Origin of the sequence: Bacillus sp. EKM206B (assembly GCF_011066015.1) — a bacterium.
Taxonomy (GTDB): Bacteria; Bacillota; Bacilli; order Bacillales; family Bacillaceae; genus Bacillus; species Bacillus velezensis.
The window spans coordinates 47326-67006 of sequence record NZ_JAAMNL010000005.1 but is presented as its reverse complement, the minus strand read 5'-3'; the positions used below and the strand labels follow the sequence as shown (position 1 = coordinate 67006).

The window sequence follows — 19681 nt, the reverse complement described above, 5'->3', positions numbered from 1 at the left end:
TTTATTTTTCGGCCTTGGCCGTTTTTAATTTCAGCTCAAGATAGACGCGCGAATCCTTAGAGTATTTATACTTCGGATTTGTTTTACGGTATTCTTTCGACGTGTAAGCCACTTCGTAATGCGCTTCAAATGATTTGATGAGCTGTTCAATTTCTTCGGCATTTCCTGCCAGTCTGACTTGTGCCACATCTCTCCTCCGCTTTCATAAAAAAACTTGTACCATTAAATACTTTATCATAGTATATCATTTTTTTAACAGGAAAAGATAACCTCAATTAAGGATTGGAAGGCGGGTGACTGTCGATGGCGCAATCGGAATTCAAGGAATACATACACGTTAATCTGGCACTGGTGCTTCCCCACGTAGAGCAGAATGATGACCTGGTTCAAAATAAAAAGATGCTTCCGAACGGGCTTGTTTTTTATTATATGTATCTGAGTGAAATGAACGACGAAGACAAAATAAAAGAGGCGATTGAAACGCTGCTTCAGGAGGAAGACACTCTGACGCTGGATACGGTGACGAAACGTCTTGATAAGATCGACGCCCGTCCCGTCTTTACGTCGAAGGAAGCCGTCATCTCCATTCTGCGGGGAAAATGCGCCGTGTTTATTAACGGACTTGACAGCGTATACATTTTGTCCACGGGAAAAAGAGAAAAAAGAAGCGTGAATGAACCCACATCCGAAAAGGTCGTAAGAGGTCCGAAAATCGCCTTCATAGAAGATTCTGATACAAACGTCGCCATGATCAGGCAGCGCACGAACCATCCGAAGCTGAAAACGAAAAAGGTTCCGATCGGAGAAAATAAGTTAAAATACGCCACGGTCATGTACATAGATGATAAGGCGGACCCGTCTGTCGTCAGCGATGTTGTAAAGCGCCTCAGCGAAGTGAAGATGGACGACATCCAGGATTCCGGAACGCTTGAGGAGCTTATTGAGGATAATAAGTATTCGCCCTTTCCGCAAATACAAAATACGGAACGGCCTGATAAAGTCTCTTCCGCCTTGTTCAACGGCCGCGTCGCCATCCTTGTCGACAACTCGCCGTTTGCGCTGGTGGTTCCGGCTTCTTTAGGAATTTTAATGCAGTCTCCCGATGATTATTATGAACGGTGGATTTCCGCCTCGCTCATCCGGGTGCTGCGGTTTACGTCTATTTTTATTACGCTGTTTTTTTCGTCCATTTATATCGCCCTCGTTTCGTTTCACCAAGGGCTGCTGCCGACATCGCTTGCAGTCACCATCGCGGCGAACAGAGAAAACGTTCCCTTCCCGCCTATCATTGAAGCGATGGTAATGGAAATTACGATAGAGCTGCTGAGAGAAGCGGGCTTGAGGCTTCCCAGCCCGCTCGGCCAGACGATCGGATTGGTGGGCGGAGTCGTCATCGGCCAGGCGGCCGTTGAAGCGAATATTGTCAGCTCCATCATGGTCATCGTGGTCAGCATTGTCGCGCTCGCTTCATTTACGGTGCCGCAGTACGGGATGGGTCTGTCGTTCCGTGTGCTCCGTTTCATTTCGATGTTTACCGCGGCAGCTTTCGGGCTGTACGGCATGATTTTATTTATGCTGGCGATCTACACTCATTTATCGAGACAGCGAAGCTTCGGTTCTCCGTATTTCTCGCCGAATGGATTTTTCAGCTTAAAAAACGCAAACGACTCTATTCTCCGTCTCCCTATTAAAAATCAACCAAAAGAGGCGAAAAACGTAAATGAGCCAGAAAACAACTCACAATAAGCTTACAAGCTATCAAGGGACAGCATTGATTTCAAACACGATGCTCGGCGCGGGACTCCTCACCATGCCGCGGGCGCTGTCATCAAGGGCAAATTCGCCGGACGGCTGGATCGCGTTATGTCTGGAAGGCGTCATCTTTATCTTTTTGATTTATCTCAATACGCTCATTATGAAGAAGCATCAGTACGGATCATTATTTGATTATATGAATGAAGGACTCGGCAAATGGGCGGGAAATATCGTCAATCTTATGATCTGTCTCTATTTTATAGGAGTCGCCAGCTTCGAAGCCCGGGCGATGGCGGAAATGGTCAAGTTCTTTTTATTGGAAAGAACGCCCGTGCCGGTCACGCTGTTTATCTTTATCGCCTGTTCCGTTTATTTAATTATCGGCGGCATGAGCGATATCGGCAGGCTTTTTCCTTTCTATTTAACGATTACGATCATTATTTTGCTGGTGGTGTTTTCTTTCAGCTTTAAAATATTTGATCTGGATAACCTGCGGCCGGTGCTCGGGCAGGGGTTTTCTCCCGTTATGGCTTCCTTGACCGTCGTTTCTGTTTCCTTCTTGGGAATTGAGATTATGCTGTTTCTCCCCGAGTACCTCAAAAATAAAAAGCACACATTCCGCGTGTCGGCCATGGGCTTTGGCATCCCGATTATTTTATACATCATTACCTACGTTCTCGTCGTCGGCGCCTTAACCACCCAAGATGTCAAAACAATGATCTGGCCTACGATCGCGCTCTTTCAATCATTTGAAATCAAAGGGCTTTTTATCGAAAGGTTCGAGTCCTTTTTGCTTGTTGTCTGGATCATCCAGTTTTTCGCCACCTATGTATCATACGGATATTTCGCGACTTCAGCTCTTAATAAAATTTTCGGGCTGAAGCAGAAAAAGGGCGTCATCTTCGTAGGCATCGCGACATTCCTCGGATCATTGATGCCAAAAGACGCTAATAAGCTGATGCTGTTCAGTGATATTCTCGGCTATATCTTCTTGGTTTTCTTTTTGCTGCCTTTACTGATGTTTGGAGTCGTCGCTGTGAAAAGGAAGGTGAAAAAAGCGCAATGAAGACATACATCGTAATCATCCTTTGCACATTGCTTTTGGCCGGCTGCTGGGACAGCCGCAATTTAGAAGACTTGAGCCTCGTAATCGGAGTCGGGCTCGATAAACCCGAGGAAGAAAATGTGGAAGTGACACAGCAGATTCTGGTTCCGCAAAAAGCAAGTTCCCAGCAGTCGTCGTCAGGCAATACGACAAAGGTCACTTCCACTCCCGGGGAAACCGTCCATCAAGCTTTAAGGACGGCATCGTTAAAAAATCACCCCGCATTCTCCCAGCACTTGCGCATCATGCTGTTTTCCGAAGCGCTGTTAAAGGATCACATCCCGCTTGACGCATTGATGAACCAATTTATCAGGGACAACGGTACGAGAAGAAGCTGCAATGTGATGACGGTGCCGGATAAAACGAAAGATATTTTCAAAATCAGTGACCAGGGAGAACCTGCGTCAAATACGATCTATGACTTAACGGAGAATAATTCGGTCACCATCCGGATGATGGCGCCCGTGACATTGGGGGAAATATCAGAGAAAATCGCCAAGGGCGAGACCTTTGCCCTTCCTCAAGTGCGCCAAGTGGGCAGCAGACTGGAAATCTGGGGCGCTACCATTATTAAAAATAAATTCTGGTATGCGAATTTAACGCCTTTACAAGTCCAGAATATGAACCTGTTCACAGGCACGGTAAAGGGAGGCGTCACGTTTGCAAAGCATGACAATCATTATTTATCCTTCGAAGTATTTTCCAGCAAATATAATGTAAAAACAAAATATAAAAATGGAAAATTCAAGTTTATCGTAACCCGGTTTGTTGAAGGCCGTCTGTCTGAGGATTGGAACCCGAAAGAAGATTCTTTCAAGGAGTCTTATATAAATGAAATCAAAAACGCGGTAAAACGCAGCATTCATTCAGATGTCATGGCATTCATTGATTACATGCAGCATGAGTTGAAAGTGGATATTACCGGGTTAGGCGATCAAGTCCGGATTCATTATCCCGATAAATGGAAAAAGATATCCTCTGACTGGGATCATCACTTCAGTGAATCGGATATTGAATACAAAGTCAAAGTCGCCATCAGGGATTTCGGAACAAAGGGAATGTCCCAATGACCCCGTCTTCGGGAGAGTGTGCTGGCGCCGCTCTCCTTTTCTTATGTCACGAGATGATTGCGGTGGGCATATACGGCTGCCTGCGTGCGGTCACTGACATCAAGCTTTGACAATATATTCGTAATGTGGGTTTTCACCGTTTTAATCGTAATGAACAGCTCTTCACCAATCTCTTTATTCGTCTTGCCTTCCGCGACGAGACAGAGGATTTCCAGTTCTCTTTTTGTCAGCGTTTCATGCGGAAGCTGATTCTCTGAATGGCGCAGCCTTGACAGCACTTTTCCCGCCACCTTCGATTCAAGCTTCGGTTCGCCCTTGGCAGCCGCTCTGATGGCTTCGGCTATTTCTGCCGCCTTGGACGTTTTCAGCAAATAGCTGAGCGCTCCCGCTTCGATCACCGGATACACTTTGTCGTCATCAATGAAGCTCGTCAGCACGATGATTTTCGGATCATTGAGTGTCGCGCAGATCTGTTTTGTCGCTTCGATGCCGTCCATGCCGTCCATGACAAGGTCCATTAAAATCACATCCGGCAAAAGCGCTGCGGCCAGATCGACGCCCTGCTGCCCGTCTGATGCTTCACCGGCGACTTCAATGTCCGGCTGTGCTTCTAAAAACGCGGCCAGACCCATCCTGACCATTTCATGATCATCAATCAGTAACACTCGAATCACTTTCGTTCTCTCCTTTTGTTTTCTGATAAATCGGGACTTTCACGTCGATCTGCGTGCCTTTTCCCTTTACGGAGATAATTTCCGCTATGCCGCCGATTTCACTCGCTCTTTCCTTGATGGAATGCAGGCCGTATGAGGATGCTTTCACTTGATCCATCGTAAAACCCGCCCCGTTATCAATGACTTTAAGCTGAAGTTTTTGATGTTTCGCGCCGAGCCTGACGGTGACCTTGGTCGCCTTTGAATGTCTGAAAACGTTGGAAAGCGCCTCCTGCACGATGCGGAACAGATGGTCTTCAACGCCTTTTGACACACCCGTATCGCTGATGTCCCACTCAATATCCAGCGGCTGCTTCGCTTTGAACTCTTTTAACAGCTCAATCAGCCCTTCTTTTAAGCCTTTTCCTTCTAAAGTGACGGGCCGCAAATGCAACAGCAGCGCTCTCATCTCGTTTTGCGCTTCCCCCGCCATATGTTCAACCATGCGAATCCGTTTGACGATTTTGTCATCCGCATCTTTCACCTGCTCTAAGACGGCGGATGTCATCATAGAAATGGCAAAGAGCTGCTGGCTGACGGCATCGTGCAGATCGCGCGCCAGCCGCTGGCGTTCTTCAGTGATGACTGATTTTTTCATTTGATCCTGCCATTCCGCCCGCTCGTTGGAGAGCTTTTGCAGCGATGTAACCTGGAGCTCGACCCGCTTGGCCATTTCGTTGAGCTGGTCTGCCGCCAGACCGATTTCATCATCGCCGAGCGGCGGCACCCGATAAGCAAAATTGCCGTTTTCAAATTTCAAAACCGCTTCAATCAGTGTATCCATTCTTGTTTTCAGACGGCCGCCGTATACATAACCGGAAATCAACCCCGCCGAAAGAGACGCCAGAAGCAGGATGACCACAAACGGAATACCGAACCAGCCGGAAGAAAACAGCAGCATCGGGTCAAGCCCGTAATACAGCAGCATCAGCGTAATAAACACCGCGCAAAGGAGCAGACTGAGTCCCGCGGTCATCCGCATGGCGCGCCACTGAATATTGGCGAGTAATTTTTTCCTCATAAATACTTCACATCCACATCGCCGATGAATAACGAAATTGAAATTTTAATCCTCCGCGGCGAGTCGCCGTACTCAGACGATACTTTATACAGATTCGGGCTCATGCCGCTTTTCTTAGAGCCGAGCAGGTTCATATCGCCGATAAAAGCCGATGAACTGACGGACACTTCGATATCCGGCGGGACGTACACATCGACATTGCCGATGACACCGCTGATGGTCATCGTGCTTTCTCCTTCGGGAATCATCGCTTTTGACAAATCAATTTTCACATCGCCGATGAATCCAGAAACATTTAAATCATTCAGCTCAAACGGGTCCTTCATCATCCGGAGCTCGCCGATAAAAAAGCTGCGGAGGTCCGGCTGTCTGCTTTCCGTCTGGGCGGAAGACTTTGGCTGCTCTTCTTTTTCAAGATTGATTTTCTTCTCTTTATGTTCATACACGCGCTTTCCTTTCAGGAGCCTGTAGCCCGCGTATATGAGAAAGGCGGCGAAGGCATAGCCGAACAGGTTAAAGGTGGCGCTGAACAGGTTCCTCAAAAATAAAAAAGCGGCGAAGATATACAGGACGGAGCCGAGCCAGCCGCGGGAATATTTATTAAAAATATAACCTGTGATCAGAAAAAAGAGCGGCCAAAACAAGAAGTCGCCGATGCCGATAATACGCAAAAACATGCTGACGCCTAATAAGGCGATGATAAGTCCGAGAATCTGTTTTTTTGCCATCAGCTGCTTGCCCCTCCTTTCCTTGACTATTGCAGTGCAATATTGCCGCTCGTCACTTTTATATCAATCGGCCTGGCGCCGCTGCCTTTCATGCCGGTAAATGCTCCGCCTTCCTTACTCGTTTTCTCAAAGGAATAAGACGGCCGAATCCTTCCGCTTGCCGTCTCGGCGTTCACCGTAAAACTTCCGTCTTTCGGCAGGCTGATCGCTGCGCTGCCGCTCGCAAGCCTGACGGATACGGGAGCATCCGCCGTCTCAAGCGAGGCGTCGACACTGCCGGAAGCGACCCGCACGTCAAGGGCGCCCGCCACATGTTGAAGCCCGACATGTCCCGAGGATAAGCGGACAGCCCCCGTTTTTGCCGCAAGGCCTGCTGCTGTGAGATTGCCCGACAGCCCCTTCGCTTCAAACACATCCGTCTTCACGTGCTTCAGCGACATGTTCCCGCTTACAGAACGGACGCCGAGGTGCGCAAGAGACAGCCCCTTGTTTCCGTCGACGGCAATGCTGCCGCTTGATGTATGGACGGTGATGTCCCGATGATAATCATACGGAATGCGGACAATCAGCAGAGGGCGCTGAAAGAGATTCAGAAATTGGAACCCTTTCTCCTTCGCTTTGAGATTGAGGGTCTTTCCCCTGCTTTGGACAAACATTTTCCCCGCCGGTCCCGTCATGTTTGCCGCGATATCATTCCGCGCTTCCGCGATGATTTTTACATCCGTCTGTTCCGATGAAACCGACAGGCTGTTGACGGCACGCGGCGGTATGCTTGCCGATTCCGCTTCTGTTTCGTACAACGGAAAAAAACGCCCGGCAAACACTTCTTTCACCAAAAACAGACAGCAGATCAGAACGGACGCCGCCATCAGTCCTTTGGCAATCTTACGCTTCATTACGTTCCATCCTTTTTCATTCATTTTATTATAAAGGAAAAGCCGGAGAATTGATACGTGCGTATAGGGAAGAGGCGTAAACGCGCCGATCTTCCCTTGTGCACATTATTCATGAGCCGCTTTTTGACGCTCTGTTTTTTCCAGAGAAAGCGAGCGCATTTTTTCAATCTCAGCTTCCACCTCGTCTGAATATTGGGAGCGGCTGTATTCTGTGTTCGCCTCAGCTGAAGTGCCGTATTTGACGCGGACTTCCATTTCTTCAATGCGGCTTTCCATTCGAAGGAACTCTCTGTAGGCGCTTTCGCTGTCAATTTTGTCGAAAGAAGCGTTCATATGTTCCTTCGCATTTGCCGCGTTCGCGCGGGCGATGAGCGCCTGTTTTTTATCCTTTACGTCGCGGAGGCGCGTTTCTAAAGTTTCCAGCTGCTCTTTCAGCTCTGCCAGCTGTGTTTTCGCCTGCTCATACGCTTTTTCATGTTCGGCCGCTTTTCCCTCAAGGTATTTCATTTCAGTCAGCGCCTTTTTCGCCAGCTCCTCTTCCCCGGCGTCAAAAGCAAGCTGAGCCTGGTTTTTCCGTTTTGCCGCCGTTTCGGAGGCGTCTTCCTGTTTTTTCTTAAACTGATGGACGATCGTGTGCTGTTTGACAATTGTTTGTTTCGCCTTAGCGATGTCACTTTCCATATCACGCACATATTGATTCAGCATGACTTTCGGATTTTCTAATTTATCAAGCCCTTCGTTAACAGATGCGACGAACATATTTCTTATTCTTTTTAAGACCATTTTGTCTTCCTCCTTATTTTTTCTTCAGAAATTCTTCCCATTCAGAGTCAAATCCGGATTGATAGCCCGGTGATGCCGCTTCCGGTTCATACTGGCGGGAAGCGGTGTCTGAGCCGCCCTGCTTCATCATCTTCCACCCGTAATACACCATGGCGCCGGCCAGTCCGATCGCAACGATAAATGGAAGAGAACCGACGAGAATCATAGCTCCGATGACGCCCGCGATGATACCCGATACCGCCCGGCCTTTTGAAAAACGTTTGATTCCCCAGTAAAGCATCAGGCCTCCGATCGCCAGCGGGATGATAAATGCGAAATGGCCTCCTCCGAAAAAGACAGAAAGTCCGAACACAATCAGCAGAAAGCCGCCTGCCGTTTTACCATTTATATTCATGCAGATCCTCCTTTCGTTTTCCTTGTCTTTACTATAAACAAATCCCGCGGCCGGCAAAACGAGTCAGAGATTGATTTTCATATCAGACCGGAGTCGTATAAGCCCCCGGACCCTCGCATAAAAAAACGCCGCTGCACCGGACGGCGCAGGGCGTTTCACGAAAAATCTATATTCTGATGCTCGCTTCTTTTTCCCTGATGAGATCTGAGCGTTCGGCTTTGGCCAGCTTCGTAAAGAACAATATTCCCAGACCGGACAGGACTTCAACGAGACCGCCGGCGGCAATGACTTTTCCAGGACCGAAGGCGTTAGCCGCGTATCCGCAAAGAACCGCGCCGAGCGGAATGGATATGTTTGAGATCATATGGATGACGGCATAGACTTGCGGCTGGTCATCATGGTCCACAGATGTCTGAATAATCGTATATTCCGGCACATTAATAGCGCTGACGGCAGATCCGAACGCAAACGCGGCGAGGAAGACGAGCGGCAGAAAAGTGTTGAGGCCGGTGATGAAAAATGCCGCTCCTTCTATGATTCCCGCTGACACAAACAGGAGACCGTATTTGTTCACCTTCACCTTAGCCAAAATAAAACCCATTAAAAAGGCTCCGCCAGTGCCTGTCGCTTTCAAAAGCGAGTAGATGATCGGCGGCATGTTTAAATCTTCGGCGACATAAACGGCAGAGAGCGCCTCCCACGGAGCGGCCGCAAAATTCATGAAGATACAATAGATGGCGAGCGGGTATAAAATCTGGTGTTTCCTGACAAGAACGAAACCCCGTTTGAGCCTTCCGAAATACGTCCCGCGCTGTCTGACGGCGACTGGATCCTGTTTGGCATGCTGGACTTGGTATGACATAAAGAGTACGAGAAAACCTGATAGAAGATAGAATATAAGAGCGATAAACAAAGAATAAGCGGGACTGATAAATGTTAAGAACACCCCGCTCAGCGTAATGGCGGCAAGCCTGACGATCTGGCCTGATGATTGGATGACCGCATTCGCTTTCTGCAGGCTGTTTTCTCCGACAATATTGGGGATTAATGAGATAGATGCAGGATTATAAGCGGCTCCCGTGGCTGAATGCACAATCATGAGAAGCATGACAAACCATAAAGGAGAAAAACCGTTAAAGTAACAGATCGGAATGATCAACACGACCGCCGCGCGCGTCAGGTCGGAGAAATACATCCAGAATTTCAGCGTATGCTGCTTCATAAAAGGCCCGGTAATCGGCGCCAGCATCGCCTCCGGAAGGAACGTGACCGCAATGAGCAGGGACGTGCCGATCGCGCCTTCCCCGTCAAAAATTAAAAACCACAGAATGGAATTAAAGGCAAAACCGTCGCCTGACAATTTAACCAGCCTTGAGATAAACAGAAGGGTGAAATTTTTATTCCAGATGCTCTCGCTCTTATTATATGTATCCATCTATCAAATCCCCCATTATTTTACAATGTTTCTTATAATATCTCATTTTTTAATTTTTCAGTCAATAATGCATAAGATACATTTTCCTCCTGTCAATAAAGGTTCAATTGATGGATATCTCTATAAAAAAACAGCCGGCTTGCTGCTGCCGGCTGAACAAAACGTTATTCATCATCACGGAATACCGCGGCGCTTCTTTCATATTCTATATCCTGAACGCCCTGTCTTGCGTTAACCGCTCTTGCCGCCGCGAAAAAATAATCAGACAGGCGGTTCAAGTAACGCATCACCGTATCGTTTATCTCTTCTGTTTTGCCGAGTTTGACGACGAGACGCTCAGCCCGTCTCGTGACGGTCCGCGCGATGTGAAGCTGAGCAGCCGCCTTATGCCCGCCCGGAAGAATAAATTTCTCAAGCGGGGGCGCTTCAGCCGTGTAACGGTCTATGCAGTCTTCCAATGCGGAAATAGATGTCTCTCTTAATGTATAGCTTCTATGTTCAGTGACCGTCGCCAAGTCGCCGCCGCAGTCAAACAGCTCATGCTGAATGTTTCGGAGTTCGGCTTTCACATCACTGCAATTCTCACAATCATCAAGCTCCGCAAGCGCCAGCCCGATAAAGCTGTTCAGCTCATCAATCGTCCCGTAGCTTTCAACCCGCAGACTGTCTTTATCCGTTCTGCCGCCGATCAGGCTTGTCTGTCCTTTATCGCCGGTTTTCGTATACAGCTTCATCGTTGTATTCCTCCTTCTTCCGCCGCTTTTACACATGCCGCGGTTCCTCTTCTGACGGCTCTTTCCGCGTGAGAGACGTCTATTGCCGCTCCTGTCTGCAAGGCACAAATGACAATGTCGCCTTTTGCCTGTCTGCCGGAAAGAGCCTGCATTCTCGCTTCAGTCGCTGACGTTAACAGCCGTACAAATCCCTGTTCCGATAAACGTCCGCTGATCAGCACCCAAACGGTATGCTGCGCAGTCACGGCAATTGTGACCGAATCAAACGTACGGCAGATCAAACCAGCGGCCGCTGAGCCGGAAAGCCGGCGGCTCCACGAAAAGCCCGGGCCGTCAGATGCGGTTGACAACATTCTGAACGGCCGTTCTGTATGAAGCGTTACGGTATTTCCGCTTTTGTTTATCAGAGAGGCGAACGGAACGTTGACGGGCTCTCTTTCCTCCCGCGCTTCCGGCATGAAAGCAATCAGCGGTTTCGGCGACGATTGCTGGGCAACAGCGCTGACGGTGATGCCGTAAATGTCTTCAATCGTCTCTTTTTTCAAAGCCTGATCCGGCGTCTGCTTCGGAAAAGCACGTCCGTCTTTCATCATCAGGAGCTGATCACAATATTGGCCTGCGGCGTTTAGGTCGTGAAAAATACTGATGACCGTCAGGCCTCTTTCTCTCGTCAGCCGCTTCACCGTATCAAGCAGGTCTTTTTGATATTTGAGATCAAGAAAGGTCGTCGGCTCATCCAGACACAGCACCTCAGGCTGCTGAGCCAGCGCCTGCGCCAGAAAGACGCGCTGCCGCTCCCCGCCGCTCAGATTGCGGACGGATTGCTGCGCATATCGGTCGATGCCCGTCATTTCCATCGCTTCCCGGACAATGTCTTCGTCATGTTGATCCATCTGTCTGAAGAGTCCTTTTTGATACGGGTATCTGCCGAAAGACACTGTTTCCTTAACGGTAAATGTAAAAGCTTGCTCCGTATGCTGCGGCAAAACGGCCATGATTTTCGCAAGTTCCCGCGGCTTGTATCCGCCGACGGGCCTGCCTGCTACGAGCGCCTCGCCTTTTGACGGAGAGAGCATTCCCGTCAGCAATTTCAACAGCGTTGTTTTTCCCGAGCCGTTCGGACCGAGTATGCCGACAAATTCACCTTTTCCGGCGGTAAAGCTGACATCTTCCACAATCATCCGGCCTCCGTACCCGCCGGACAGGCTGCTCACCCTGATCATAAGCGTTTCCCTCCATGATGCTGGCGAAGCAGAATCAAGGCAAACACAGGCGCTCCCGCCAAAGCCGTCATAATGCCGATCGGCAATTCGACAGGCTCAATGACGGTGCGGGAAAACAAATCCGCCAAAATGAGAAACCCGGCGCCCGTCAATGCTGACAGCGGCAGTAAATGGCGATGATCCGTTCCCCATAAAAGCCGTGTCACGTGGGGAATGACAAGGCCGACAAATCCGATCGTCCCCGAGACGGCAACCGCTCCTCCCGTCAGCAGAGATCCGGCGGCGATCATCAGCCATTTTCTTTTTCCCGTACTGACGCCTAACAGCCTTGCCTTTTCTTCTCCATAAGTCATAATGTTTAATTCTCTGCCATTGATAAGCAGAAGCGCCGTCCCGGCCAGAAAAAAAGGCAGAAACAGCGCGACATAGCCCCAGCCCCTCATTGACACGCTTCCTAACAGCCAGCGGACAATCGGGAGCAGATCATTGCCCGTTAAAGCGATCACAAGCGAAATGAGAGCCCCGAGAAAAGAATTCATGATGATGCCTGTCAAAATGAGCGTCGAAACCGACATCGACGCATGAACGAGGCGGCTGAAAAACAGAACCGCCGCCATGACCGCAATGGCTGCGGCGATGCTGACAACCGGTAGTGTGAACCGGCCGATGACGGGTATCTGAATGCCGAAAAACAAGGTGATAACGGCTCCCGCCGAGGCTCCCGAAGATACCCCGAGTGTATAAGGGTCGGCGAGCGGATTTTTCAGAAGTCCCTGAAACGCCGCTCCCGCAATGGATAACGCGGCTCCGACAAGGGCAGCCAGAACGACTCTCGGCAGGCGGATATTCATCATAATATTTACATTCATAGGGTCAGCCGAGGATGTCCGGCCGATCCCGATCCAAAAAACGTCGGATAAAGGAATATGCAGACTGCCGATTGAAATGCCGAGTGCCGTACAAACGGCTAAAAACAGCAGGCTGACCGTGTAGGCCAGCGGGCGGTTACTTTTTAAACGTTTCAGGATAAACGCTTTCTGCAAGCTTCTCGACCCCTTTGACAAGGCGCGGGCCTGAGCGTGTGACAAGGTCGGGATCAACAGAATAGACATTGTGGTGTTTGACCGCATTGACGGCACCCCAGCCGGCGCGTTTTTCCACTTCAGCGGCCTTTACGCCGTCTGTCGTAATGATGACGTCCGGATTCATTTTGACAATCGCTTCATCCGTCAGCTGAACCCAGCCGGTCTGGCTGCCGGCGGCGTTTTTCGCGTGTATATCTTCAAGCATTTCGTTCATAAACGTGCCTTTCCCCGTCGTGTAGCCGTCAGGAGACACTTCGACGAATACTTTCTTTTCGTCTTTTTCAGAAATGGCCGCCGCTTTCTTTTCTATGCCGGAAAGGTCGGATTTCATCGATTTGATCAGCTTATCCGCCTGCTTTTCTTTGCCGGCCGCTTTCCCGATCATGCTGATAGATTTGTACACGTCTTGGAACGATTGCGCATCATTGACCGTTAAGACGGTGATGCCCGCATCTTTCAGTTGCTTCATCGCATCGGCGGAAGCGGACATAGAGGACGCGTGGGCAAGCACGAGATCCGGCTTCAGCGCGATGACCTTTTCAGCGTTCACATTCATATCTCCGACTTTCGGTTTTTTTACTGCTTCTTTCGGATATGTATCATTTGTCGTGACGCCTGCGACCTTATCTCCCAGTCCGAGCGCGTATGTAATTTCCGTATTGCTCGGCATGAGGGAAACGATTTTTTCCGGTGCCTGCTTTATGGTTACTTTTTCGTTCGCGGCATCCTTAATGGTTACCGGGAATGCTTCGGTTGAGACGGCTTTTTGTTTGGCCGCGCTTCCTTCTTCCTGTGCGCCGGAACAGCCGGCGATCACAAAGGCGGTGACCAAGAGCGCCGCCCAGACGGCAGTGATCTTCTTCATTCTTTTAACTCCCCCTGATTATGGTAAACGATTGTCTCTTTGACATTCGTATCCTTTTTTCGCAGTAATTATACTATAAGTCTTTAAGGCTTGTATATCCGGCCTTTTTGCATGAAAGCAAATTGTTCGTACACACTAAAATTCATCATGTATACTGTTACACAATGGTGTGAAAAGGAGGATTATTATGGAATTACATCTTGAACGAAAGCTCGTGTTGATTACAGGATCAACCTCAGGCATCGGAAAAGCTGCGGCAAAAAGCTTTTTAGCCGAAGGCGCCGAGGTGATTATAAACGGAAGAAAAAAAGAAACTGTGGAACGGACGGTTGAGGAGCTTTCCGCTTACGGAACGGTTCACGGCATCGCTGCGGATTTATCGCGTCAGGATGAGGCGGATGACTTGATAAAGCGCGCCGGCGGAATCGGGGAAGTCGATATTCTCGTCAATAATCTCGGTTTTTTTGAAGTAAAAGACTTCGCTGAGGTGTCTGATGACGAATGGACTCGGTATTTTGAAGTGAATGTTATGAGCGCCGTGCGCCTGTGCCGGCGTTTTCTGCCGCAAATGCTCGAGAGAAACAGCGGACGGATTCTGAACATCTCCAGTGAAGCCGGTGTCAAACCGCTTGCGCAAATGATTCCGTATTCAATGACGAAAACGGCGTTAATCAGCTTGTCCCGGGGAATGGCGGAAATGACGAAAGGCACAAATGTCACGGTCAACTCCGTGCTGCCGGGACCGACATGGACCGAAGGCGTCGCTTCTTACATGGAAGGAGCCGCAAAGGCTGCCGGAGAAGACACAGACAGCTTCGTCCGGGATTATTTTAAAGTGAATGAACCGACACATTGATTCAGCGCTATGCAACCCCGGAAGAAGTCGCCAATACGATTGTATTTCTCGCTTCATCAGCGGCTTCTGCCATTAATGGCACCGCACAGCGGGTTGAAGGCGGCATCATCCGCTCCATTTAACACAAAAAAGCCCGGCACAATGGGGACTTCCCCATATGCCAGAGCTTTTTTTTACATCATGCCTGCAAACGGAACCGGCTCCCAGCCGCCCGTCTCAAGCTCTGCTGAAAACAGGCCGCCCGCATGCGGCTGCTCAAGTCTTTCGGCTTCCGTCAATTTTTCCGTCGCGGTCGTAATGTATAACGTGTTCAATTCTCTGCCTCCGAACGCGCAGCAGGTGACGTATTTCGCCGGAACTTCGATAGATGCAATTTCCTTATGCAAAAACGGGTCAATCCGGACGGCACGGCCGCCTCCGAACAGAGCCACCCACAGCATTCCGTCACGGTCAATGGTCATTCCGTCGGGAGATCCTTGCGACTCCGGAAAGCGGTAGACCGTTTTCGGATCTGATACGGCTCCGGTTTCAGGATCGTATGCATAACAGACGATTTCCTGCGTCGGAGTGTCGATATAGTACATCAAGTTTCGGTCCCGATCCCAATCCAAACCGTTCGAGGTGGAGACCTGGTCTTTTATTTTGGCAAGGCTGCCGTCCGTATTCAGACGGTACAGCGAAGCCTCCTCTTCTTTGCCTTCCATGCTCGTCGTTCCCGCCCATAATCTGCCGGACGGGTCGCATTTTGCGTCATTGAAACGGATATCTTCCCGCATATCTTTCGGCTGCTTCATCTTCGTCAATGTGTCTTCCCAAAGATTGTACAGGTAAAAACCGTCTTTCATCGTCATCACCAGCTCTTCCTTTGAATACAAGGCCAGAGCCGTGACAAATGATTTGAATTTAACGGAACGGTTGATTCCGTCAGCCGGAGTGAAGATATGGAGCTGGCTGCCCAGTATATCCACCCAGTACAGGCATTGCTTGTCCTTGTCCCATAAAGGGCCTTCTCCGATAACTGCTCTCGTATCTGCTCGTAATGCTGCTTCCATGTGTGAACACCTCTTTTGCTTGTCAGTCTTCTATTGTTATTCCCGACAAAGCGGCGTCCAAACTCAATCTTTTTTAAAAAGAATCGTAATCACCGTTCCGGCGCTGATTCTGCTGTTGACATGGATGGTTCCGTTATGAAGGTGAACCAGCTCCTTGGCAATGGCGAGCCCGAGTCCCGTTCCTTCTGACGGTCCCTTCGTATTCGTTCCCCGGTAATAACGGTTAAACAGCTGGTGAATCGTTTCGTCGTCCATTCCTCTTCCGTTATCTTTCACCTTCAGAATGAGCTGTTCGGCTGATTCCTCAAGCACGACCCGAATGGCGGTCCCTTTCTTATTATGCTTAACCGCGTTTGCCAGCAGATTCTCCAGAATACGGCGGAACCACGCTTCATCAATGGCGAAAAGAATGTCTTCCTTTTTGGTTTCAAAGGCGATGTCATAGCCTTCCGAGAACGTGTTTTTCGTGAAATCGTTCGTGACGTTTCTGATAAACGGCACGACGTTGATCAACCGCCGTTCGATCGGGAGGGCCGCGTTTTTGAGGCGGTATGTTAAGTTTAAGTCCTCAATCAGCTTCGACATATATTCTGATTTTTCCCGGACGATCTGCCCCATTTCTTTGACTTCTTCCGGGGTCCAGTCGTATTGCTTCGATTCGAGCATCATGCTGTAGCCGTAAATCGTGCTCAGCGGGGTTTTTAAGTCATGGCTCAGCCCGGCGATCCATTCTTCCCTTGTCGCCTGGATTTTTTCTCTGTTTTTCTTATCCCGCTTCAGCGTGTCAGTCAGCTGATCCATTGATTCGAAAATCTCGGCGAAAAAGCGGAACGGCTGCTTTGTTTTGCCTTTTTTGTTTTTGCTGACCGGCTGTCCTTTGCGGTTCTTCGGCTCTTCAAGCCGGCCCTTTGATAAATTGACGAGCCATTTGATGGTATGAAACAGCGGCCAGCCGAAACGGAAAGAGTACCAGATGGTCAAGATGCAGATCATAAATACTAAGATTCCGATTAAGAGGAAGAGGGTTTTCATCACATTTCTCAAAAATGATTTGTTAAACTCGTGATCGGGGATGTACACGGGGTTCGGCACCGACGCGACCATCCATTTCGTTTTATCGAGTCTTTTAAAAGAAATTTCCCGTTTGTAATTCCACGGCTTGGAACTGTATTTCAGCAATTCAAGCTCATTGACGGTGTTCCGTTCTTTTTTCGTGCTGTTGATATCCCCGAGCAGTCTGCCGCTGTCTTCGAGAAGGTAGACCGCCCCTTTTTCCCGTTTAATATAATCAACCGTGCTCTTTTTATATTGAGAAAGGGAAGCGAGGGATGGCTCCTGTGATTCGATGTAAGTGAGAAGCTGCTCACTGGCGGATTTCCAGCCGAACAGAATCAAATAGGTCTCATCATTTATCGTGACCGTCCAGTAATTCAGCTTGTAGTTGTCAAAATTCCGGTACTGGTAAATGGATAAGAGATCTTTTCTGCTGTAATGGCTCGGGACGTCTTTCGGCACTCTGTACGCGTAGTCCGTTTTTTCATTATCATTAATGATCTGCAGCCAGCCCTTCTGCTTTCGGACCGACATCTTTAAAAACTCATCGACATCCCATGTGCCGTCTTCGTTTTTATCAAGCCACGCTTCAAACGAGTCTGCCGTCGCTTTGGTCAGTCCCGCATTGGCTTCCGCTTCGCTGAAACGCCAATCCAAATAGAAGAAAGAAGCGACGGCCAAAACGGACATCAGCAGGATGACAAGCAGCAGCTGTCCGAAAAAGTGGAGCAGAAATTTTCCGCGCATTCTCATGAGCGGGTTCCTTTTTCTCCTTGATCGGGAATAAACCGATAACCGAGGCCGCGCACCGTTACAATATAAGACGGATTGCTGGGGTCTTTTTCAATTTTTTCTCTGAGCTTGCGGATATGCACCATGACGGTGTTGTTGTCGCCGTAAGACGGATATCCCCATACTTTTTCATAGATCTGATCTTTTGAGAGCACCACATCAGGGTGTTCACAGAAATATTGAAGCAATTGCAGAAGCTGTGCGGAGCAGCTGACGGGCTCGCCCCCGACGATCAGCTCGGCGTTTTGCGGTGAATAGGAAAAATGACTGTATGAATACGTCTTTACCGCCGTTTTCTCTTCGCGCTTATAGGTTCTCTTTAACGTCGCTCTGATCCGCGCCGCCAATTCGAGCGGATTAAACGGCTTTGTTATATAATCGTCAGCTCCCAATGCAAATCCTGACAGCTTATCCGCATCAGAAGAACGGGCAGTCAGAAAAAAGATCGGAGCGTCGGTATAGTTCCGGATTTCGGTGCATGCTTCAAAACCGGACATGCCTTCCATCATCACATCCAGCACGAGCAGATCCGCGGTTTCATGTTTAACAAACTCGATCGCTTCCTCAGCGCTTCCGGCTGTCTTAATGTTGTGATAGCCTTCTTTGACGAGAACGCGTTTGACCATATCAACGATCGCCTTCTCATCGTCTACAATTAAAATTGACGCATTTTCCACCTTGGACGTTCCTTTCTCTTTGTTTTTTTCATCATATCATTATATGGATAAGATTTGGTACCTTTTTAGTGCGGAGGTCTTGCGGGGAAACAGAAAAGAAAAACGAGACCGGACATCTCTTCTCGTTTTTCTCACGTTGTCAGAGCGGAATATCCATCATTCCGCCGCTTTTGTCAGGAGCTTTCATTTATAAGATGAAGAATAAATTCCCAAAAACCCGGCACTTCCTGGCATAACAGCATGTCCGCTTTTTCAACTATTTTAATCTTCAATTCTTGTTCAAGATCTTCTCTTTCCTGGTATGATGTATTGCTCAGTTTTTTTTTTATCATTGGCGAAAAACGCGAAATCAAAAGTTCCATTTCGTCGGTATCTGTGTTCTCTTTGTTGAAGTCAAATGGCCCGTTCACTGCTTATTTTCCCCCTTTTTTTGCTTGTCCAGCTGCTTTCTGAGATTGTCGAGCCCTTTTTTATGAATATTGGAAATGTTCTGCCGTGATTCACCCAGCGACTCGGCAATCTCCTTCATCGTCGCTCCGTGAAGATAAATATTCGTCAGCACGCTTTTTTGTTTATCGGTTAACGTCTGAAGCGCTTCGTATAAATCACGGTTTTGGACATGCTGGCTCAAATCCCCCTGCTTCCGCAGAAACTCTTCATACGCGTCTTTTCCCATTTCATAGGGAAGCGCTTCACCTCCCTCCGGCTGATCCACCGTCAGCGGATAGCGCTTCTGATTTTTACGGATGCGCTTGTCAAAATCGATGGAGAAAATCCGGATCATAGAGTTCATATATTTGATGATCCGGATTTCCTTATAAAACTGTTTAAAATGGTCGTCCAGTGATTTTGCATCCTTCTCGTCTGAATGTTCCAGCACATTTTTAAATTTCTCGTAATGCTTTGGGTCACTTAAAAAATGTTTAACGATCGGATGTTTCATAATTTCCTTGCATTTTGACCGTAAAAGAACTTGATAGTCCATAAAACCGCCCCCTATTTAAATTAAATGAAAGAAAGCAAAAAAAAGTAAACTACTCCTTTCCGACTAAGATTCCGCACTCCTTATGTCCCGGATTTGCCGGAACAAAAAAAAGACCCTCAACCGGGATATCAGGTTTACAGGAGCCGCTCTTTCTTTCACTTATATACATGACTGCAGGTCAAGTCAGGAGGTGGCTGATAATGGATCAGGTTTTTATAGAAGAAGCGGTCAGACAGATCGGCAATCTCGGCTTTCCGGCTCTGATTGCCATGTATCTTCTCACACGGTTTGAGAAGAAGTTTGACGCCCTGATCGAACTGATGACGGAACTGAAAGATCAGAAAATGAAAAATTAATTTTCACACGAAGTTGACTTTTCATCGAAACGCATCACTTAACAAAGCAGAAGGGAAAACGAAAGGCCTTTCACATTCTCTTTCTGAAAAAACAAAGCTTGAG

Annotated in this window: 21 protein-coding genes and 1 pseudogene; 5 read left to right on the top strand and 17 right to left on the bottom strand. The window is 48.6% G+C overall.

The genetic code is table 11. From position 1 onward, the window contains the following. Position 1: 1 nt before the first annotated feature. Positions 2 to 187, bottom strand: a complete 186-nt coding sequence (locus tag G9F50_RS11000) for a YvzF family protein (RefSeq protein ID WP_003151806.1) — start codon at positions 185 to 187, stop codon at positions 2 to 4. 116 nt (positions 188 to 303) lie between these two features. Here G9F50_RS11000 and gerAA point away from each other — a divergent pair, with 116 nt between their 5' ends. From gerAA to G9F50_RS10985, 3 genes are read left to right on the top strand one after another with little or no spacing between them, the layout of a single operon-like run. After that, a complete protein-coding gene (gerAA, locus tag G9F50_RS10995) occupies positions 304 to 1746 on the top strand; it encodes a spore germination receptor protein GerAA (RefSeq protein WP_012118404.1) in 1443 nt (480 codons plus the stop codon). Beyond that, a complete protein-coding gene (locus G9F50_RS10990) occupies positions 1721 to 2821 on the top strand; it encodes a spore germination protein (protein WP_025285244.1) in 1101 nt (366 codons plus the stop codon). Before gerAA ends, G9F50_RS10990 begins: the two co-directional genes overlap by 26 nt. Further along, complete coding sequence (locus G9F50_RS10985) at positions 2818 to 3930, top strand: Ger(x)C family spore germination protein (RefSeq protein ID WP_012118406.1); 1113 nt, start codon at positions 2818 to 2820, stop codon at positions 3928 to 3930. Before G9F50_RS10990 ends, G9F50_RS10985 begins: the two co-directional genes overlap by 4 nt. Positions 3931 to 3971: 41 nt before the next feature. Here the strand turns inward: G9F50_RS10985 and liaR are convergent, their stop codons facing one another. The 11 genes from liaR to G9F50_RS10930 all read right to left on the bottom strand — a co-directional run bounded on the left by liaR (position 3972) and on the right by G9F50_RS10930 (position 13807). Then, a complete protein-coding gene (gene liaR, locus G9F50_RS10980; RefSeq protein WP_059367854.1) occupies positions 3972 to 4604 on the bottom strand; it encodes a two-component system response regulator LiaR in 633 nt (210 codons plus the stop codon). Then, positions 4582 to 5664 (bottom strand): two-component system sensor histidine kinase LiaS, encoded by a 1083-nt coding sequence (gene liaS / locus G9F50_RS10975; protein WP_012118408.1) that lies wholly within the window; start codon positions 5662 to 5664, stop codon positions 4582 to 4584. Before liaS ends, liaR begins: the two co-directional genes overlap by 23 nt. Continuing rightward, complete coding sequence (gene liaF / locus G9F50_RS10970; protein ID WP_032876580.1) at positions 5661 to 6392, bottom strand: cell wall-active antibiotics response protein LiaF; 732 nt, start codon at positions 6390 to 6392, stop codon at positions 5661 to 5663. Before liaF ends, liaS begins: the two co-directional genes overlap by 4 nt. Before the next feature lie 26 nt (positions 6393 to 6418). Then, entirely contained in the window at positions 6419 to 7288 is an 870-nt protein-coding gene (liaG, locus tag G9F50_RS10965; RefSeq protein WP_015240556.1) for a LiaG family protein, read from the bottom strand. Between the two features lie 105 nt (positions 7289 to 7393). Further along, positions 7394 to 8071, bottom strand: a complete 678-nt coding sequence (gene liaH / locus G9F50_RS10960) for a stress responsive protein LiaH (RefSeq protein ID WP_007410057.1) — start codon at positions 8069 to 8071, stop codon at positions 7394 to 7396. A 13-nt stretch (positions 8072 to 8084) separates the two neighbouring features. Next, on the bottom strand, positions 8085 to 8465 hold the full coding sequence (locus tag G9F50_RS10955) for a hypothetical protein (protein ID WP_015240557.1): 381 nt from the start codon (positions 8463 to 8465) through the stop codon (positions 8085 to 8087). 166 nt (positions 8466 to 8631) lie between these two features. Continuing rightward, positions 8632 to 9900, bottom strand: coding sequence for an MFS transporter (locus G9F50_RS10950; RefSeq protein WP_060561936.1), 1269 nt, complete (start codon positions 9898 to 9900; stop codon positions 8632 to 8634). 164 nt (positions 9901 to 10064) lie between these two features. After that, a complete protein-coding gene (locus G9F50_RS10945) occupies positions 10065 to 10634 on the bottom strand; it encodes a cob(I)yrinic acid a,c-diamide adenosyltransferase (protein WP_060561937.1) in 570 nt (189 codons plus the stop codon). Then, positions 10631 to 11857: an ABC transporter ATP-binding protein gene (locus G9F50_RS10940; RefSeq protein WP_060561938.1), complete on the bottom strand. Its 1227-nt coding sequence runs from the start codon at positions 11855 to 11857 to the stop codon at positions 10631 to 10633. The genes G9F50_RS10945 and G9F50_RS10940 overlap by 4 nt, the downstream gene beginning before the upstream one ends. Beyond that, a complete protein-coding gene (locus G9F50_RS10935; protein WP_025285248.1) occupies positions 11854 to 12900 on the bottom strand; it encodes a FecCD family ABC transporter permease in 1047 nt (348 codons plus the stop codon). Before G9F50_RS10935 ends, G9F50_RS10940 begins: the two co-directional genes overlap by 4 nt. Beyond that, on the bottom strand, positions 12863 to 13807 hold the full coding sequence (locus G9F50_RS10930) for an ABC transporter substrate-binding protein (RefSeq protein WP_012118415.1): 945 nt from the start codon (positions 13805 to 13807) through the stop codon (positions 12863 to 12865). The genes G9F50_RS10935 and G9F50_RS10930 overlap by 38 nt, the downstream gene beginning before the upstream one ends. Positions 13808 to 13994: 187 nt before the next feature. On the opposite strand from G9F50_RS10930, the pseudogene G9F50_RS10925 reads away from it, so the two are divergent. After that, positions 13995 to 14785 (top strand): annotated as a pseudogene (locus G9F50_RS10925) (SDR family NAD(P)-dependent oxidoreductase). Positions 14786 to 14836: 51 nt separating this feature from the next. Here the strand turns inward: G9F50_RS10925 and G9F50_RS10920 are convergent. The 5 genes from G9F50_RS10920 to G9F50_RS10900 all read right to left on the bottom strand — a co-directional run bounded on the left by G9F50_RS10920 (position 14837) and on the right by G9F50_RS10900 (position 19180). After that, a complete protein-coding gene (locus tag G9F50_RS10920; RefSeq protein WP_060561939.1) occupies positions 14837 to 15715 on the bottom strand; it encodes an SMP-30/gluconolactonase/LRE family protein in 879 nt (292 codons plus the stop codon). A gap of 63 nt (positions 15716 to 15778) precedes the next feature. Then, positions 15779 to 17521 carry a HAMP domain-containing sensor histidine kinase gene (locus G9F50_RS10915; protein ID WP_015240563.1) on the bottom strand — a complete coding sequence of 581 codons (1743 nt, stop codon included), beginning with the start codon at positions 17519 to 17521 and terminating at the stop codon, positions 15779 to 15781. Then, positions 17518 to 18237, bottom strand: coding sequence for a response regulator transcription factor (locus tag G9F50_RS10910; protein ID WP_003151779.1), 720 nt, complete (start codon positions 18235 to 18237; stop codon positions 17518 to 17520). The genes G9F50_RS10915 and G9F50_RS10910 overlap by 4 nt, the downstream gene beginning before the upstream one ends. Before the next feature lie 173 nt (positions 18238 to 18410). Further along, positions 18411 to 18647: a sigma-O factor regulator RsoA gene (rsoA, locus tag G9F50_RS10905; RefSeq protein ID WP_003151778.1), complete on the bottom strand. Its 237-nt coding sequence runs from the start codon at positions 18645 to 18647 to the stop codon at positions 18411 to 18413. Continuing rightward, on the bottom strand, positions 18644 to 19180 hold the full coding sequence (locus G9F50_RS10900; protein WP_087920805.1) for a sigma-70 family RNA polymerase sigma factor: 537 nt from the start codon (positions 19178 to 19180) through the stop codon (positions 18644 to 18646). The genes rsoA and G9F50_RS10900 overlap by 4 nt, the downstream gene beginning before the upstream one ends. Before the next feature lie 242 nt (positions 19181 to 19422). On the opposite strand from G9F50_RS10900, the gene G9F50_RS10895 reads away from it, so the two are divergent. Then, entirely contained in the window at positions 19423 to 19578 is a 156-nt protein-coding gene (locus tag G9F50_RS10895) for a YvrJ family protein (protein WP_012118419.1), read from the top strand. The last annotated feature ends 103 nt before the right edge of the window (positions 19579 to 19681 follow it).

Excerpts from the sequence above, each read along its gene's own strand:
- liaH (WP_007410057.1), bottom strand. The coding sequence starts at position 8,071 with ATGGTCTTAAAAAGAATAAGAAATATGTTCGTCGCATCTGTTAACGAA.
- G9F50_RS10930 (WP_012118415.1), bottom strand. The coding sequence starts at position 13,807 with ATGAAGAAGATCACTGCCGTCTGGGCGGCGCTCTTGGTCACCGCCTTT.
- G9F50_RS10955 (WP_015240557.1), bottom strand. The coding sequence starts at position 8,465 with ATGAATATAAATGGTAAAACGGCAGGCGGCTTTCTGCTGATTGTGTTC.
- G9F50_RS10990 (WP_025285244.1), top strand. The coding sequence starts at position 1,721 with ATGAGCCAGAAAACAACTCACAATAAGCTTACAAGCTATCAAGGGACA.
- G9F50_RS10895 (WP_012118419.1), top strand. The coding sequence starts at position 19,423 with ATGGATCAGGTTTTTATAGAAGAAGCGGTCAGACAGATCGGCAATCTC.
- liaS (WP_012118408.1), bottom strand. The coding sequence starts at position 5,664 with ATGAGGAAAAAATTACTCGCCAATATTCAGTGGCGCGCCATGCGGATG.
- G9F50_RS10985 (WP_012118406.1), top strand. The coding sequence starts at position 2,818 with ATGAAGACATACATCGTAATCATCCTTTGCACATTGCTTTTGGCCGGC.
- liaG (WP_015240556.1), bottom strand. The coding sequence starts at position 7,288 with ATGAAGCGTAAGATTGCCAAAGGACTGATGGCGGCGTCCGTTCTGATC.
- liaF (WP_032876580.1), bottom strand. The coding sequence starts at position 6,392 with ATGGCAAAAAAACAGATTCTCGGACTTATCATCGCCTTATTAGGCGTC.
- G9F50_RS10920 (WP_060561939.1), bottom strand. The coding sequence starts at position 15,715 with ATGGAAGCAGCATTACGAGCAGATACGAGAGCAGTTATCGGAGAAGGC.
- gerAA (WP_012118404.1), top strand. The coding sequence starts at position 304 with ATGGCGCAATCGGAATTCAAGGAATACATACACGTTAATCTGGCACTG.
- G9F50_RS10945 (WP_060561937.1), bottom strand. The coding sequence starts at position 10,634 with ATGAAGCTGTATACGAAAACCGGCGATAAAGGACAGACAAGCCTGATC.
- G9F50_RS10950 (WP_060561936.1), bottom strand. The coding sequence starts at position 9,900 with ATGGATACATATAATAAGAGCGAGAGCATCTGGAATAAAAATTTCACC.
- G9F50_RS10915 (WP_015240563.1), bottom strand. The coding sequence starts at position 17,521 with ATGAGAATGCGCGGAAAATTTCTGCTCCACTTTTTCGGACAGCTGCTG.
- G9F50_RS10940 (WP_060561938.1), bottom strand. The coding sequence starts at position 11,857 with ATGATCAGGGTGAGCAGCCTGTCCGGCGGGTACGGAGGCCGGATGATT.
- G9F50_RS10900 (WP_087920805.1), bottom strand. The coding sequence starts at position 19,180 with ATGAAACATCCGATCGTTAAACATTTTTTAAGTGACCCAAAGCATTAC.